At 44.1% G+C, this 15707-nt stretch carries 14 protein-coding genes and 2 pseudogenes; 4 read left to right on the plus strand and 12 right to left on the minus strand.

Going from position 1 to position 15707, the window contains the following annotated elements; all coding sequences use genetic code 11:
* Positions 1 to 178: 178 nt before the first annotated feature.
* Genes modC through AB4351_RS14805 form a run of 4 tightly spaced genes read right to left on the minus strand, consistent with a single transcriptional unit; the run spans position 179 to position 4262 of the window.
* Positions 179 to 1285 (minus strand): molybdenum ABC transporter ATP-binding protein ModC, encoded by a 1107-nt coding sequence (gene modC / locus AB4351_RS14790; protein WP_372126415.1) that lies wholly within the window; start codon positions 1283 to 1285, stop codon positions 179 to 181.
* A complete protein-coding gene (modB, locus tag AB4351_RS14795) occupies positions 1282 to 1980 on the minus strand; it encodes a molybdate ABC transporter permease subunit (protein ID WP_017060110.1) in 699 nt (232 codons plus the stop codon). Before modB ends, modC begins: the two co-directional genes overlap by 4 nt.
* Positions 1981 to 2739: a molybdate ABC transporter substrate-binding protein gene (gene modA, locus AB4351_RS14800; protein ID WP_017060111.1), complete on the minus strand. Its 759-nt coding sequence runs from the start codon at positions 2737 to 2739 to the stop codon at positions 1981 to 1983. It lies immediately after the preceding gene.
* Between the two features lie 56 nt (positions 2740 to 2795).
* Positions 2796 to 4262 (minus strand): cobyric acid synthase, encoded by a 1467-nt coding sequence (locus tag AB4351_RS14805; protein WP_017069093.1) that lies wholly within the window; start codon positions 4260 to 4262, stop codon positions 2796 to 2798.
* Positions 4263 to 4540: 278 nt separating this feature from the next.
* On the opposite strand from AB4351_RS14805, the gene AB4351_RS14810 reads away from it, so the two are divergent.
* Both AB4351_RS14810 and AB4351_RS14815 read left to right on the plus strand, forming a co-directional pair.
* Positions 4541 to 4933, plus strand: coding sequence for a YgiW/YdeI family stress tolerance OB fold protein (locus tag AB4351_RS14810; protein WP_017064574.1), 393 nt, complete (start codon positions 4541 to 4543; stop codon positions 4931 to 4933).
* Positions 4934 to 5031: 98 nt separating this feature from the next.
* A complete protein-coding gene (locus AB4351_RS14815) occupies positions 5032 to 5556 on the plus strand; it encodes a hypothetical protein (RefSeq protein WP_017060115.1) in 525 nt (174 codons plus the stop codon).
* 137 nt (positions 5557 to 5693) lie between these two features.
* Here AB4351_RS14815 and AB4351_RS14820 read toward each other — a convergent pair whose 3' ends face one another.
* From AB4351_RS14820 to AB4351_RS14835, 4 genes and pseudogenes are all read right to left on the minus strand, one after another.
* Entirely contained in the window at positions 5694 to 7301 is a 1608-nt protein-coding gene (locus AB4351_RS14820) for an ABC-F family ATPase (protein ID WP_372126417.1), read from the minus strand.
* A 323-nt stretch (positions 7302 to 7624) separates the two neighbouring features.
* Positions 7625 to 8311, minus strand: coding sequence for an ATP-dependent zinc protease (locus AB4351_RS14825; RefSeq protein WP_017069095.1), 687 nt, complete (start codon positions 8309 to 8311; stop codon positions 7625 to 7627).
* Positions 8312 to 8322: 11 nt separating this feature from the next.
* Positions 8323 to 9507 (minus strand): amino acid aminotransferase, encoded by a 1185-nt coding sequence (locus tag AB4351_RS14830; RefSeq protein WP_372126419.1) that lies wholly within the window; start codon positions 9505 to 9507, stop codon positions 8323 to 8325.
* Positions 9508 to 9749: 242 nt separating this feature from the next.
* Positions 9750 to 10466, minus strand: a pseudogene (locus tag AB4351_RS14835) (AraC family transcriptional regulator); the annotation flags it as partial.
* Here AB4351_RS14835 and AB4351_RS14840 point away from each other — a divergent pair.
* Positions 10465 to 10614: pseudogene (locus AB4351_RS14840) on the plus strand (MATE family efflux transporter); the annotation flags it as partial. The pseudogenes AB4351_RS14835 and AB4351_RS14840 overlap by 2 nt on opposite strands.
* Positions 10615 to 10718: 104 nt before the next feature.
* On the opposite strand, the gene nrdG reads toward AB4351_RS14840, so the two are convergent.
* Both nrdG and nrdD read right to left on the minus strand, forming a co-directional pair.
* On the minus strand, positions 10719 to 11189 hold the full coding sequence (nrdG, locus tag AB4351_RS14845) for an anaerobic ribonucleoside-triphosphate reductase-activating protein (protein WP_017069098.1): 471 nt from the start codon (positions 11187 to 11189) through the stop codon (positions 10719 to 10721).
* Between the two features lie 155 nt (positions 11190 to 11344).
* Positions 11345 to 13465 (minus strand): anaerobic ribonucleoside-triphosphate reductase, encoded by a 2121-nt coding sequence (gene nrdD / locus AB4351_RS14850; RefSeq protein WP_048613547.1) that lies wholly within the window; start codon positions 13463 to 13465, stop codon positions 11345 to 11347.
* Positions 13466 to 13768: 303 nt separating this feature from the next.
* Between nrdD and AB4351_RS14855 the strand changes: the two genes are divergently transcribed.
* Positions 13769 to 14644, plus strand: a complete 876-nt coding sequence (locus tag AB4351_RS14855; RefSeq protein WP_372126420.1) for an endonuclease/exonuclease/phosphatase family protein — start codon at positions 13769 to 13771, stop codon at positions 14642 to 14644.
* A gap of 163 nt (positions 14645 to 14807) precedes the next feature.
* Here the strand turns inward: AB4351_RS14855 and AB4351_RS14860 are convergent, their stop codons facing one another.
* On the minus strand, positions 14808 to 15239 hold the full coding sequence (locus AB4351_RS14860) for a YeeE/YedE family protein (RefSeq protein WP_016787649.1): 432 nt from the start codon (positions 15237 to 15239) through the stop codon (positions 14808 to 14810).
* The gene (locus AB4351_RS14865; protein WP_010429747.1) at positions 15239 to 15700 is read right to left on the minus strand and encodes a YeeE/YedE family protein; all 462 of its coding nucleotides are present in this window, start codon (positions 15698 to 15700) and stop codon (positions 15239 to 15241) included. Before AB4351_RS14865 ends, AB4351_RS14860 begins: the two co-directional genes overlap by 1 nt.
* Positions 15701 to 15707 lie beyond the last annotated feature (7 nt).

Consider the following 15707-nt stretch of genomic DNA (forward strand, 5'->3'; position numbering starts at 1 on the left):
GCTAATGTTCATATGATTCGACAAATCATATGCTTTAACACTCATATAGTGTGGCGCAAAACTGGCAGTTATACCGTATAAAAATGACGCATGTATCCATTCATGGAATCAAGACCGAATTTTCAGAACCTATAACAGGCAGTATCGCGGCAATATCGAAAAACTGACCTTGTCAGGTTTAATGCGTTACCGCGATATCTCTTTGAGCGACACTCACACCTTTAATTTGAGCGTAAACACGCTGCCCGATTTCTAGATTTAACTCATCCAGCGCCCACAATGTAATGGTTGCCCATAGGTAGCACCCAGACTCTAACTCTAGCTCGACCTGGACACTCTGCTTATTTGTGCCTTGTTGGTGCGTCTCTACGCTTTTAATGGTGACAGGAAGGATGTTACGTATAGAAGTCCCTTTCGGCCGTTCTAGCGTGATAGAGACATCATTTGCCCTAACTTGCAGCCTCACTGTCGTACCAAGCTCACTCGATACTTTCTGAACCCATAACGACGTCGACTTTCCTAGCATCAGGCGAGACAGCGCATAATCGTCATTGTGTTCCGCTAATGTCGCTTCAAACAACGAGCTTTGCTCTGAGAAAGATTGCCAAGGTTGCATGGCTCTCGATGCCCAAACCTCTTCCGTCACACCCGACGAAATCACTTTGCCTTGGTCAATAATCACAAGGTGATTTGCCAAGCGTAAAATTTCATTGAGGCTATGGGTGACATAGATGATCGGTATTTGGACGGTTTCGGATAAGTTTTCCAGAAATGGCATCACTTCGCGCTTACGAGGCAAGTCGAGAGACGCTAAAGGCTCATCCATCAACAAAATGCTCGGCTTTGATAACAAAGCGCGGCCAATCGCCACACGTTGCTTCTCACCGCCAGACAAACGAGCTGGGTATCGGTCAAGCAATGAACCCAAAGACAACAGCGAGACTATTTGCTCAAAGTGCGCTTGATCGACGCTTTTCATACCGTATTTAAGGTTCGCTGCCACCTTCATATGTGGAAACAATCGCGACTCTTGGAACACATAACCGACGTTGCGTTTGTGAGTCGGCAAATTAATGCCATTTTCACTATCGAACAGTGTGGTTCCAGATACGCTGATCAGACCTTTATCGGGCTGTTTAAGGCCACTGATTGCATTGATAAGTGAGGTTTTACCCGCGCCAGAACGACCAAAAATTGCCGTAATGCCGCTACTTGGTAATTCCAAGTCGATATCAAAGAACGTTTCACCAAGTTGTTGTTGATATTGGAGGATCAAAGCACTCATGCATTGCCTCCCAAGCGTTGTGCTGACTTTTTGTTGAGCCACTCAGATAGCATCAATGAACCCAGCGCTATCACAATAGAAATGACACACAAACGCGCGGCTTCCATTTCAGCGCCAGGGGTTTCAATAAAGGTATACATAGCCAAAGGAATGGTTTGAGTTTCACCGGGAATATTTGAAACGAAGCTGATGGTCGCGCCAAACTCCCCTAGGCTTCTTGCGAATGAAAGCATGGTGCCGGTAATGACCCCTGGGATCATCAAGGGTAAAGTGATCGTGAAAAACACACGAAGAGGTGAAGCGCCTAATGTAGCAGCCGCCTCTTCAAGCTTACTGTCTACGGTTTCTAGGCTCAATCTAATAGAGCGAACCATCAGCGGCAACGCCACAACCACACAAGCGAGTGCCGCGCCCTTCCAGCTAAAGCTGAATACAATACCAAACACGTCATTGAGCCACGAACCTATGATACCTTGCCTGCCCATCATCACTAGCAGTAAATAGCCAATAACCACAGGTGGAAGTACCAAAGGTAAATGGACAATACTCTCAACAATGCTCTTACCTACAAATTGTTTCTTAGCAAGTAGCCATGCTAAGCCAATACCGATAGGGATAAGCCATAAGATTGCAAACCCAGCGACTTTTAAGCTCAGCATTAAGGCTTGGTATTCGTATTCCGATAAATACATCATTTAACGCACTTCAAATCCAAAACTGTTCAAGGTGTCTTTCGCTTTTTCGCTCTTTAGGAAAGTATAGAACTCTTCTGCCACAACTTTATCACTCAACTTCGCTACAGGGTAACGTATTGGTGTGTGCAGATCTGATGGGAAGGTCGACACTAGGTTTACTTCTTTAGAAAGCAACGCATCCGTTTTGTAGACAATGCCAAGCTTAGCTTCACTGCGCTCGACTAAGGCTAAGGCCATACGAACATTGTTACTTGGTGCCAACCGAGTTTTCACATCGTCCCATACACCTAACGTTTCTAACGCTTCTTTTGCATAGATACCAGCAGGAACCGACATGGTGTTACCCACTGCAAGCCTTTCATTAGTAAGCAGTTTAGCCCATTGTTCACCTTTTGATAGGTCTAACGTTACCGATGTCTCTTTAGGAGCAATCAGCACCAGTTCGTTTTCACATAGGTTTGTGACATTGTCACTATAAACCAATTTACGATCGACTAAATGCGTCATCCATTTCTCATTTGCCGAGATAAAAATGTCTGCTGGTGCTCCTCTTTCGATTTGTCGCACCAAAGACGATGTACTCGCGTACACAGGAATCACATCGACAGAATGGTCTTTCTCAAACTCTTCAACCAACAGATTAACCGCATTGGTCATCGACGATGCAGCGTAAACTCGTAGCTTTTCCGCAGCAAAAAGATGACTAGAACTCAATGCCGAAGTTAAAGCCATGGTTAAAAGGAAGACTCGCTTTTTCATTGTTATCACTTATCTATTGTTCGTTTAAGTTCTTTAGCTAACTTCTAAATGGCGGCTTAAGCTGTTAACTCTGGCCAAAGCAGATCAAGATTTAAGTACTCTTCGATGGCATCAGCGATTCGATTAATACCCAGCTCTTTAAGCTGTTCGTGGTCAATCGCGGTCACATCGTTGGCTCCTGCCCATTCGCAAATAAGCGACAACGCATCACTGTTGTCGAATACGCCATGCAAGTAAGTACCAAAAATCGAGTTATCTTGATTCACAGCGCCATCTAGGCTGCCAGATTCTAACTGAACCGGTAAGGCTGTTTCTTTGACATCAGTCCTACCTACGTGGATTTCATACCCTTTTACTTGTGCTGTTTTGCCATCCAGCGTCATGGTGCCGCGTACGTTGGTTAAGGTTTTCTGCTGTGTAAGGGTCGTTTCAGTATCCAGATACCCTAACCCTTCGCTGCTGCCGGGTTCCCCTTCAACGCCATCAGGATCGTGGATGATGTTACCTAACATTTGGTAGCCACCGCAGATACCCATCACTTTGCCGCCTAAGCGCAGGTGGCGTTGAATATCTTTATCCCAGCCTTGTTCTTTTAGGTAATCCAAATCTGCTCTTACCGACTTTGTACCCGGCAAGATAATTAAATCAGCATTGTTTACACGTTCGCCTTTACCGACATAACGTAAATCAATCGAAGGATTCAATCTTAACGCGTCAAAGTCTGTATGGTTGCTGATTCGGGTTAGCACTGGCACCGCCACCTTAAGCTTAGCTTCTCCGTAAGACTCTTGAGCAGAGGTAATGGCATCTTCCGCTTCTAAGTTAAAACCATGCAGATATGGCAAAACACCAATGACTGGCTTGCCGGTTTTTTCCTCTAGCCAATCTAGGCCAGATTGAAGCAGTGCGATATCGCCTCTAAAACGATTTATCACAAAGCCTTTTACACGAGCTTGTTCAGATTCAGACAATAGAGCTAATGTCCCGTAGAGATGCGCAAAAACGCCACCACGGTCAATATCAGCAACGATGATCACAGGGATGTCCGCTTTCTCAGCAAATCCCATGTTAGCGATATCATTTTCACGAAGATTGATTTCGGCTGGGCTCCCCGCACCTTCAATCATCACGCTTTCATATTCTTCAGAAAGTCGGTCAAACGAATCGATAACTGTATCCATCGCCACTTTCTTGTAATCATGATAACCCGTCGCTTCCATGTTGCTCAGCGCTCGGCCTTGCAAAATCACTTGCGCGCCGGTATCTGAGTTGGGCTTTAGCAATACAGGGTTCATGTGAACGGTTGGCTCTATATTACAAGCTTGCGCCTGAACCGCTTGAGCACGGCCAATTTCGCCACCATCTTTTGTCACAGCACTGTTCAACGCCATGTTTTGTGGCTTAAAAGGTGCCACTTTGATTCCTTTCCTTGCCAAAACACGGCATAAACCTGCCACCAAAACACTTTTTCCGGCATCTGACGTTGTCCCTTGAACCATAAGGGCACTTAATGGTGCTCGCATTTGTACTTAAATCCTTAATTTCTTAATTTTCAATTTATAGCTGTGGGCAATATTTCTCTGCGACCATCTTAACGTCATTGCCGAGTAGATGCTCAATAAAATGAATGGAAAATGAATGTGTTACTCACTCTGGATTCAACCCCAGTGTTGTTTAATAGCTCCATCGAAACCAAGCTTGTGAACGATAACAGGCGCTTCAACAAAAAACGTACTAACGAAAAGAAACGTTTCAAATTCAGAAAAACGTTTCTACTAAAAACAACATTAAGGGATTCACCATGAAAAAAACTGTATTAGCTATCGCATCTACTATTATCCTTGCTCCTACTTTCGCAATGGCTAGTGACCACAACAGCAATAATAATGTCAACAGCAAGCACGAAAGCGCTATTGCTTATACTGGCCCAATTGAAACCGTTTCTGTTGCGACACTACTTGCCGACACAAGCATGTTCGCAGAGCAAGAAGCAATTGTGGATGGCAAGATCGTTCGTCAACTTAAGAATGACACGTTTGTCTTCTCTGATGGCCAGAGTGAAATTCAAATCGAACTTGATGATGATATCCGCCTAGCACAACCACTGACCGCTGATACAAAAGTTCGTATCTTCGGTGAATATGAAGGTGGTAAGACACCTGAAATCGAAGTGGACCACATCCAGGTTCTATAAGCGATTAATATAAAAATACCGACTTCAAATAATTGGCCTGCATATTGCAGGCTTTTTTGTATTATACTGCCGCAAAATACAATTTATATGGAGTCACCATGCTAGGTTGCACGAATAAGACTGTCCTTTTAGGACTCGCTGCACTGTGTTCATTCTCTGCGTCTGCAAACAACTTTAACTACAACACATTCGAGCTGCGCATGGGTACTAGCCCAAGTACTTTCGGTGGTGAAGTCACAACAATGTTCACTCAGAACTCTCATTTTGTTGCTCGTATCGATTCAGAATTTGAAAGTGATTGGGATGCAGCGGTAGGTATGGGATTCAACGGCCCAATCAGTCAATTTGCTGACGTTACTGGCCAAATGTTACTGCACAACATTGAACGGAATGACGATAACCACATCAAAACAGAAATTAACCTTGGCTTGAGAGCTTGGTTAATGGCAAACGTTGAAGTTAACGCACGCCTTGGTCAACTGATCGACAACGATGACACTCGTTCAATTTTGGGTATCGGTGCTCGTTTCCATTCAACTGATCAACTGTCTGTTGGTCTTGATATGCGCAATAACGGCACATATGGCCACCAAATCTTAATGTCGGCTCGATTCGGATTCTAATCTAGATTTCAATTACTGAGTAATAAATAGCTAAACGTATTACATAGAAAAGCCCCGAACATATTAATGTTCGGGGCTTTTTTGTTTGTTAGTTTCGCTGGCTTTTAGTCGTTCACGACCTGAGCCAGCGACTTGCTTCATAAGCTAACCATCAGCATCTTTTTCTGGTGATCTAAGTACTCTTCATAAGTACCTTGGAAGCTCACTAGCTGTTGATCTTTTACATCGATGATGTGTGTTGCTAATGAAGAAACGAACTCTCGGTCATGGCTTACGAAGATAAGCGTGCCAGTGTAAACCTTCAACGCGTCGTTCAGGGCTTGGATTGCTTCCATGTCCATGTGGTTGGTTGGTTCGTCCATTACAAGCACGTTGATGTCTTGCATCATTAGCTTGCCGAATAACAGACGGTTCTTCTCACCACCAGAACAGTTACGCGCTTTTTTGTTCGCATCGTCAGCAGTAAACAATAGGCGACCTAGAATGCCACGTACCATAAGGTCATCGTGCTTCACTGTGCGCCATTGTGAGATCCAATCGAAGATGCTCAGGTCGTTATCAAAGTCAGACGTACTATCTTGTGGGCAGTAGCCTACAGATGCGTTTTCAGACCATTTTACGATACCTTCGTTTTGCTCTAGCTCTTGAACTAGGCAACGTAGCAGCGTGGTTTTACCTACACCGTTCTCACCGATAACCGCAAGACGAGTACCCGCTTCAAGCAGCAAGTTACCACCGGCAAACAATGTTTCGCCATCGAAGCCGTGACCAAGGTCTTTAAGTTCAAGCGCTTGACGGTGTAGTTTCTTACCTTCGCCAAAATCAATAGATGGGCTCATACGGCTCGATGATTTCACTTCATCAAGCGTGATCTTATCCATTTTCTTGGCACGAGAGCTTGCTTGTTTTGCTTTAGATGCGTTAGCACCAAAACGGTTTACGAAATCTTGAAGCTCGCTGATTTCAGCCGCTTTCTTAGCGTTGCTTGCTAAAAGCTGTTCACGAATCAAGCCAGATGCTTCTAGGAAGTACTCGTAGTTACCAGGGTAGACACGTAGCTCACCGTAGTCGATGTCTGCCATGTGTGTACACACAGAGTTCAGGAAGTGTCTATCGTGCGAAATGATGATCATTGTACATTTACGCTGGTTTAGCTCTTCAGCAAGCCAGTTGATCGTGTGAATGTCCAAGTTGTTGGTTGGTTCATCAAGAAGCAGGATATCTGGGTTTGCAAACAGAGCTTGTGCCAATAGCACACGCAGTTTCCAACCTGGAGCTACTTGCTGCATCAAGCCGAAATGGAACTCTTCTTCAATACCCGCTTGAATTAGGATGTCGCCAGCACGGCTTTCTGCTGTGTAGCCATCCATTTCCGCGAATTCACTTTCAAGTTCTGCGACTTTCATGCCGTCGTCTTCGCTCATTTCTGGCAAAGAGTAAATGCGGTCACGTTCTTGTTTTACTTCCCAAAGTTTTCTGTCGCCCATGATCACAACGTCGATAACGCTGTACTGTTCGAAAGCGAACTGATCTTGGCTTAGCACACCCAGTTTTTCTCCTGGAGTGATAGAAACGTTGCCCGAGCTTGGCGTTAATGCGCCACTTAGGATTTTCATGAACGTTGATTTGCCGCAACCATTAGCGCCGATCAAACCATAACGGTTGCCGTTACCAAATTTAGCAGAGATGTTTTCAAACAGCGGCTCTGCGCCAAATTGCATTGTGATGTTCGCGGTAGATATCAAAGAACTAATTCCTAAGCGTGTACTGACAGATAATTATTAGGCTATTTCAAGAACCTAAATAAGAAGTACGAAAGTATGGATTAAACAAAAATCGAAGCGCGGATTATATAGAGATCTCGATCACGTTGTCGAGGCTAAACAGTAAACGAATAGTAAACATAGACCATTTAGATGCTTTTCATACGTTATGGGGTGTAAATAAAAAAATCCCCACCAGCAGAACTGGTAGGGATTTCATTTATCAACACTAAAAGTCTTTTAAGCTCGTCACCTTTGAAACTATAGCTCTTCAAACGAAAAGCTTTGATGACGAGCAGAACTTGTTATTTAGTAATTTTCTTCTGAACGTATTTTTTGCTCACGTCGACAACCGCAACATCTCTAAAGAAGCTTCTACCCAACAGAAGTGGGAAAGAAAGATGCGTTCGGTCGGCTAGCGTAAATTCAGTTTTGTCTTTTAGATCGCCAATTTGAATCGAAGCTACAACCACAGCGCGTCGTTGTGTGCCTTCTGCGCTTGATTGCTTGATCTTAACCCAGCGTTCTACTGGTAAGCTGATCTCTTCAGTTGTAATTCCGTCGTGTTCAATCTTGAACTTAACCCAGTCTTTGCCGTCACGTTCAAAATCAACAATATCAACTGCACTGATTGAAGAGGTTGTTGCACCGGTATCGACACGTGCTTTAAACGCTTCTTTTAAACCAGGAACAAACACCCACTCTTCTTCACCAAGAATCAGTTTGCCGTCACTTGTTTTTCTAACCTTCTCTACTGGTTTTTCAACAGGTGCAGGTTTTACTTCCGGCTCAGTTGGTTTTACTTCTTCAGGCTTCTCAGTAGGTTCCGTTACTTTCTCGCCTTCTGTTGCGTCAGTTTTTGAAGAGTCATCCACAACAGGTTGTTCGATTTGAGGCTTTTGCTCTGGCTCAACAGGAGCTTGAGTTGTAGCCGAACAAGCAAACAGGCCACCACTTAGCATTAAAACTACAATCGCTTTCCAATTATACATTCAGTCACCTTCTATTTTGAAACGTTTGCTATCGCTTTTGCTACATAAGGAATATGAGATTCGGAAAGGCCTGCGATATTGATGCGTCCATCACCAACACCATAGACTCCATATTCTTCACGTAATTGATTCATTTGAGCTTCTTTAAAGCCTAGTACACTAAACATGCCTTTATGGCTTTCAATGAAGTCAAATTGTGACGTGTTATAAGTATTTCGCAATTCATCACATAAACTTTGGCGCAGATTTAACAAACGTTGCTGCATTTCACTCAATTCTTGCTTCCAAATCGAGGTTAGCTCTTGATTCTGAAGAATTGTTTTAACCAAAGCTGCACCATGATCTGGCGGCATTGTGTAAGTTGAACGAGCAAGCGTTAGAAGCTTACCTTTAGCATTGCCAACGTGTTCGCTGTTTTTGCCAATCACGATAGCGGCACCCGTTCTTTCACGGTATAAACCGAAGTTCTTCGAGCAAGATGTCGTAATCAACATCTCTTCGACGTTGTTAGCCATGTGTTGAAGACCTTTTGCGTCTTCTTCTAAGCCATCACCAAAGCCTTGGTAAGCAATATCAACGAACGGCAAGAAGCCATTTTTCTGCGATAGTTTGGTAATTTCCTGCCACGCCTCAAAGTTGATATCCGCACCCGTTGGGTTATGACAGCAACCGTGCAGTAGTACCACGTCTGATGGACCCGCTTTTGAAAGATCATCCAACATTCTTGCAGTATCAACTTGCTTCGTTTCAGGACTGAAGTAATTGTAATATCGAACTTTTAAGCCTGCCGCTTCCATCACCGGTTTGTGGTTAACGTAGCTTGGGTTTGAAATCCAAACCGTGGTGTCTGGTTGAGAAACTTTCATTAAGTCACCCAACATGCGAAGTGCACCACTTGCACCCGGTGTTTGAATCGCAGCTACGCGATCCATTGCAGAAGTCCCTTTAAGCAGCAGATCAACCATGCTCTGGTTAAACTCTTCACAGCCTGCTAGGCCAACGTAAGCTTTGGTTTTCTGAGTCTCAACAACGATATCTTGAGCCTTAGAAACGGCTTTCATGATCGGAGTTTCGCCTTGGTCGTTTTTGTAAACGCCAATGCCTAAATCGACTTTATCAGTACGAGTATCGCCGCGGTAAGCAACAGAAAGAGATAGAATTGGATCTAAAGTTGGTTTTGGTAGATGTGAAAACATGAAAGTCACAACCCTTTGAAATTCAAGTAATGGATTTCACGTTAACATTTTCGTACTAAAATCAGAAACATTTTTTAATAGAAGCGCTTAGTTACCATAAGTAATCAGAGATTGGTCGTTTCAAACGGATAAATAGTGCAAATTTCAAACACCTAATGACCCATTGCACAATTCAAATTGCTTTATTTCTATGCGTCTTATGTTCCTATATTCTTATGTTTGCACGTGCTCTATTAAGATTACTACTGGGCACTCTGTTTGAATTGTCTTGGTGTCATTCCTGACCAAGCCTTAAACCGAGTGCTAAAGTTAGCGGCATTGGGATATCCAACTATCTCGCCAATGTGTTGAATCGACCAATCACTCGACCTGAGCAGCCTTGCAGCGTATTCCATTCTCATACGCATAATATGAGTCATCGGGCTATGAGAGTAATAACGTTGGCACAAACGATGGAAGTGCGGCTCTGAACAAGGAAATAGGTTTGCTAGCTCATGCACATTCCACTCTTTATGAAGCTGCTTTTGAACACTGTCGAACACACGTCTCAAGCGAATCAAATTTCGAGACTGTTGCTGCGGGACTGGTGCATTAATCATGAACTCTATTTGGGCTACGCTGTGAATGGCAATCGCTCCGCCTAAATCAATGGGCAAGGCAATACTTCTCAGCAAGGTATGAATACAAGACGAGACGACTTCGGCTGCAGGAGAGAGCGTATAACTCACTTCATCATTGACGACATTATCCCAATGCTTATCAGGCGATAGAAAGATCCACGCTATCTGCCATGTTTCTTCTTCAATCCCAAAGCCATTCTCAACGCCTGCAGGCACAGTAATGCACGACCCCGGCTCTAGAATATAGCGACACGCCCCACTTTCTAACCACCCTTTGCCCCTAACCGTGTAAAGCAGCATGTGTTTCTGTGGATTCTTCCGATGGACAGAAAAGAAATCTGCGCTGGTGTTGGGTTGGCCGCTAGAATGGGTGTTGATGATTGTGTTACTGGAGGAGTTAGCGAAGATCGCTTTAACTAGCCAGCGAATTCACTCTAAGAAATGGATCAACAATCTAATCGACGAGCCTGAGCACATTCCTATATAAACAGGCGATAGATTCAAAGAACTCACACCCAAGGGCTGATTTGTAGCATTGCGCTAACGATGAAGCCCTTTTTCGTTTACGAGTGTGCAAAGTCACGACAGCAGTTATATATCAGTAAATCGATGGATGATTTGGTTTGAACTACCACGCCAATCCAACATTGGATCCGCTTTATCTTGCTCAAAACGACCATCAATCAAAGTATCTACATATTCAAGTACTTGCCTCTGCTTTTCGTCGAGTTCGTCGAGCTCGTAGCCCGTCCACATCCAGATGTCTTTGCCTTCACATTCTGCTTTTACACGCTGAACAAGCTTAAGCACTTCAGATACATTTGCAGGATGAAGAGGATCACCACCTGAAAGCGACAAGCCACGACGCTTGATTCGTGGATCATTGAGATCAGCGATAATGTGGTCTTGCAGCTCTTGAGTAAACAAATGCCCGGAGTCCAACCTTTGCGTCGATTGGTTATAACACCCGCGACACTGGTGTACACAACCCGACACAAACAAAGTGCAGCGTGTTCCTGGGCCATTTACAACGTCGATTGGGTGATATTGGTGATAATTCATAAGGCAGTATTGAGAACTCGTGATGGCTTAATGGTTTAACTCGAAAAGTAGCGAGAGTTGAAACAAATGAATTGGTATCGACATAGCGCCGATACCAATCATATTTCTTGAAACGTAGCTCTTCTAAGTAAGCTAGCTAATAATCTTAGAGCTTACTAAAGATGCTTCACTCGGCGTTTAACTTCTTCTTGCTTACCGAAGTTAAATGGTCGTGCATCTGGACTACCAAGGTAACCACAAACACGGCGTGTTACCGATACTTTGGTTGAGTCGTGGTTGCCACACTTAGGACACGTAAAGCCCTTGCTTGTACAGTCAAACTCACCGTTGTAACCACATTCGTAACACTCATCAATTGGTGTATTCGTGCCGTAGTAAGGTACGCGTGTGTAGCTGTAATCCCATACGTTTTCTAGTGCTTCGATGTTCTTCTGCATGTTCGGGAATTCACCGTAACAAATGAAACCACCGCTAGAGATTTCTGGATAAGGCATCTCAAAATCGATCTTGTCGTATGGGTTCACTTTCTTCTGCACATCTAGGTGGAAGCTGTTGGTGTAGTAACCACGGTCTGTTACACCATCAATCACACCAAATTCTTTAGTGTCGATGCTGCAGAAACGGCTACATAGGTTTTCACTTGGTGTGCCGTATAGGCTGAATGCGTAACCTGTCTCTTTCGTCCAAGATTCCACTTCACGCTTCATGTATTCCACCAGCTCAAGCGCTTTAGCACGCATTTCGCCGTCGTCGTACAAGTGAACGTCTGTGCCGTAAAGCGCAGTCATTGCTTCGTGGATACCGATGTAACCAAGAGAAACAGACGCACGACCGTTCTTGAAGATGTCTGCAATAGAGTCGTCTGCTTTTAAGCGAACGCCACACGCACCTTCCATGTATAGGATTGGAGCAACACGCGCTTTCACGTTTTCTAGACGAGAAATACGAGTTTCTAGCGCACGACGAGCTAGCTTAAGTTTTTCATCAAGCAGTTCGTAGAACTTAGTCATATCTTGTTTTGCGTTAATCGCAATACGTGGCAAGTTCAGGCTAACAACACCTAAGTTGTTACGGCCTTCATGAATCAACTCACCGTTTTCTTCGTAAGTATTCAAGAAGCTACGGCAGCCCATAGGCGTTTTAAATGACCCTGTCACTTCTACTACTTTGTCGTAGTTAAGAATGTCTGGGTACATACGCTTAGACGCACACTCAAGCGCTAATTGCTTGATGTCGTAGTTTGGATCTTGCTTCTGGTGGTTCAAACCATCTTTGATTGCAAACACCAGTTTAGGGAATACCGCTGTTTTGCGGTTCTTACCCAAACCTGCGATGCGGTTCTTCAAGATAGATTGCTGGATAAGTTTTGAACCCCAACTTTCGCCTAGACCAAAACCAAACGTAACGAATGGTGTTTGACCGTTAGCCGTGTGTAGCGTGTTTACTTCGTATTCCAAAGATTGGAACGCGTCGTAACACTCTTTCTCGGTACGAGAGATAGCAAAAGCTTCTGGGCTATGAATGTCCCACTCTTTCGCTAAAGATAAGTGCTTTTCGTAACTCGCCATCACGTAAGGTTCTAGAACCTCGTCGATACGGTTAATCGTTGTACCGCCATAAATGTGGCTCGCCACTTGCGCGATGATCTGCGCAGTTACCGCTGTCGCTGTAGAAATTGACTTAGGTGTGTCGATTTCCGCATTACCCATCTTGAAGCCATGCGTTAACATGCCTTTCAAGTCGATAAGCATACAGTTAAACATTGGGAAGAACGGTGCGTAATCTAGATCGTGGTAGTGAATGTCACCACACTCGTGAGCTTGTACGATGTCACGCGGCAAAATGTGAGTTTTTGCATAGTGTTTAGCCACGATACCCGCCAGCAAGTCACGCTGAGTTGGGATAACTTTACCGTCTTTGTTGGCATTCTCATTGATCAGATCAACATTGCTTTCTTCGATCAAACCTTCGATCTCGCGAGTTAAAGCGCTTTGCTTCTCACGGGCGATGTCACGGTCATGACGATATTCAATGTAGGCACGAGCCAGAGACTTATAAGGTCCCTGCATTAGCTCGTTCTCGACCATAGTTTGAATTTCAGAGATATGAACTTCATCGTAGTCTTCGAGCTTCAACTCAACTGCTAATGCCACATTCAGTGCATAAATAGCAATTTCCTTATCGGCTTTGTCTGATGCTGCTTCCACTGCAGCTTGGATGCGATCTCTACTGAATGGAGCCCTTGAGCCATCACGCTTGATTACGATTGATTTCACCACTTCTCCTTACTCTTGAGGTATTCACAGACTTATCCACAAACACACTATATAGAGCGATTTATCGTTTAACTAACACTAGATATTGTGGCGTATTTAACGAGAACCACCAACTTTGAGTATTGATTTGGATCAATAAAAAGAGAACGCTGACTAAGATCAATTCAATATTATTACGCTAGTTCTCAAGTCGAAAAGAAACAATGTAACAATAAAAAAACTGCTAAAAAGAGTTGAATTTTTGGTAAGTGTTGTAGGATAACGGCTCAACTATATTGGACGACAAAATTAGGGATATTTGGGATGAAACGACTTCAAAACTGGATAATGTTAGGTTGCTTACTCAGTAGCCAGACATTTGCTGAACCTTTGACCATATCCAGTTGGAATATCGAATGGTTATCAACCAACGAGGCTGTGAATAAGTTTTCTGCCCAACGTGATCAAGCTGATTTCGACAAACTTGAAGAATATTTTCAATCCTTAAATGCGGATGTGGTCGCCTTTCAAGAAGTCGACGACGTAAATGCCATTCAGCGCATCGCCGGCGATCAATACAAGATATTGATGTCTGACCGGGCGCTATCTAAGAACAGCAACCGCCAATTTAAAGAAGTGAACCAATACACGGGATTTGCAGTTCGTAAAGGAGTAGCCCTCACCGACTACGCTGACTTTCCGCTTGAAACCACATCCAACAGTAAACTTAGGTTTGCCAGCTATATCGTTGTAGAAACAAACTTTAATCCCATTCACATGTTGTCTGTGCATTTAAAGGCAGGTTGTAGCGGAGCGTATAAGTCCAACCGCGATTGCTCTCGTTTAAAAGAGCAAGCTCAGCAACTGAACAAGTGGATAAAGCAAAGAGAGCGCAATAACGAAGACTACGCCATTCTTGGCGACTTTAACCATAACCTCGCTTACTCACGAGATTGGATGTGGAAAGAGTTATCACAATATACTGATGCGCAGTTAGCGACACGAAAGACCCGTGCAGATTGTAAGGTACGCTCTAACCGCAACAATTATCGCACACATCAGTTCCGCTCTGTTATTGATCATATTGTGGTGAGTGAGTCGCTAAATGCTTCTCCTGCAAAGCAGAAGGTATTTGAAACACAAGATGTTCTGGACTACAAACTCAGCGACCACTGTCCAGTTTCAACGACTATTAAATAGTAGATTTTAGATAACAGCAGATTGTAGATAACTGAAAATAATAGAAACAGTAAATATAGAAAGAGGCTGACTGACTTTCGTGCTGAAAGCGAGTCAACCTCTATGCTTGGTCAGCTCAGAACGGATAACGTCAAAGCCAATGTAATCAGCTATAAGCTTGCTACTAACACGTTTTGTTCATACGATCCGCCAGCCACATTCCCACCAGCATGCTTATCATAAACACCCACACCGTCGGGTTGCCGCCACTTAGGCTGGTTACCGCAGGGCCTGGGCAAAAGCCTGCAATCCCCCAGCCTAAGCCAAACGCTGTAGATCCAAGAATCAGCTTTCTGTCTATCAACGGATTGTTACGGCTATCTAACGGCTCGCCATTGATGGCTTTAGCGCGCTTTTTAATGACCAGATGATAAAACGGTGCAAAGACCAATAGCGCGCCACCCATGACGAATGCCAAACTAATGTCCCAGTTACCGGTAATGTCTAAGAAGCCGAGTACCTTCTCAGGATCAACCATCCCTGAGATGATCATGCCAGAGCCAAAAAGAATACCTGCGACCAAACCGATAACGATAGTAAATGAAGCGTTTTTCATTATGCCCCCAAGCCAGTCAGATTCTTGATAAACACGGTTACGATTGCCACACCCATAAATACACAGGTCGCAACAATAGAACGTTTAGATAAACGCGCCATTCCGACAATGCCATGCCCGCTAGTACAACCGTTCGCTGTTTTAGTACCAAAGCCCACCAGAAGGCCAGCAATAATCACTAAAGCGAGATTCATCTCTTCTAACTGCGGAAGTTGGTAGCCCGTCGGAATTAATAGCCAACCACTTGCGACCATTCCCACAACAAAGGCGATACGCCAGTGTTTTTCGGTGTTTGCTGTATCCGCATCTTTACGTTCTTTGTTGCTGGTGCCAGTTGGCAATAATCGGCTGACAATGCCACTAATGCCAGCAACTCGACCAATCCCCAACATTAAAACAATGGCCGACACGCCTAACAACATGCCGCCGAAAAAAGCATCCCAAGGAATCAAACTAAGCACAAACCTC

Origin of the sequence: Vibrio sp. 10N.261.51.F11, from assembly GCF_041471665.1 — a bacterium.
Taxonomy (GTDB): domain Bacteria; phylum Pseudomonadota; class Gammaproteobacteria; order Enterobacterales; family Vibrionaceae; genus Vibrio; species Vibrio crassostreae_C.